We start from the raw sequence: 851 nt of genomic DNA, 5'->3' as shown, positions 1-851 counted from the left end.
CGGGTACATATCTGATCATGGATGTGATGGAGAGCAGCCTCGCCGGGCGGCTGGTCCCGGACGATCTGTGGGAGCTGGTGGAACCGCTGCTGCCCCGGTTCGAGACCCGCCACCAGGGTGGTGGGACCGCGCCGATAGAGGATCGGGCGGTGTTCACTGCGGTGGTCTACGTGCTGACGGCGGGGTGCGCCTGGCGGCATCTGCCTGCCGAGTTCGGGGTGTCGGTACCCACGGCGCACCGCCGGTTCCAGACCTGGACCCAGGCGGGGGTCTGGTTCCGGCTGCACCGGGCGGTCCTCGACGCCCACGGCGGGGCCGGGCAGGTCGACTGGTCGTCGGTGATCGTGGACGCGGCCAGTCTGCGGGCGAAAAGGGGGGATCTCTGACCGGTCCGAACCCGGTCGATCGTGGCAAAGCGGGTTCGAAGCTGCATGTTCTGACCGACGGGGCCGGGTTGCCGCTGGTTGTGGCGGTCTCGACGGCGAACCTGCATGACAGCCAGGTCCTCATCCCGCTGGTCGCGAGTATCCCGGCGATCCGTTCCCGGCATGGGCCACGGCGGCGCCGGCCGGACAAGCTGCGGGCAGACAAGGCCTACGACCAGCCGGAGCTGCGTCGTTTCCTGCGCAGGCGTCGTATCGCGGTACGTATCGCCCGGTGCGGGGTGGAGAGCACCGAACGTCTCGGCCGGCACAGGTGGAAGATCGAACGAACGATCGCGTGGCTTGACGGCTACCGCCGGCTGACCGTCCGCTACGAACGCAACGGCCGGAACTTCCTCGGATTCCTCTGCCTGGCCGCCGCGATCACCTGCTGGAAGAAACTCCCACACCCCACCTGAGACACGCTCT

Annotated in this window: 1 protein-coding gene; it reads left to right on the top strand. The window is 68.4% G+C overall.

Annotated features, from left to right (window positions below):
* The first annotated feature begins 26 nt into the window (after positions 1–26).
* Positions 27–841 (top strand): IS5 family transposase gene (locus FMEAI12_RS00310; RefSeq protein ID WP_112104559.1). Its coding sequence is split into 2 segments (ribosomal slippage): positions 27–374 and positions 377–841, totalling 813 coding nucleotides; the frame shifts between segments, so codons are not numbered across the junction.
* The last annotated feature ends 10 nt before the right edge of the window (positions 842–851 follow it).

Origin of the sequence: Parafrankia sp. Ea1.12, assembly GCF_900465275.1 — a bacterium.
Classification (GTDB): Bacteria; Actinomycetota; Actinomycetes; order Frankiales; family Frankiaceae; genus Parafrankia; species Parafrankia soli.
The sequence above is the reverse complement of the archived record's forward strand: the minus strand, read 5'-3'. Positions and strand labels throughout refer to the sequence as shown.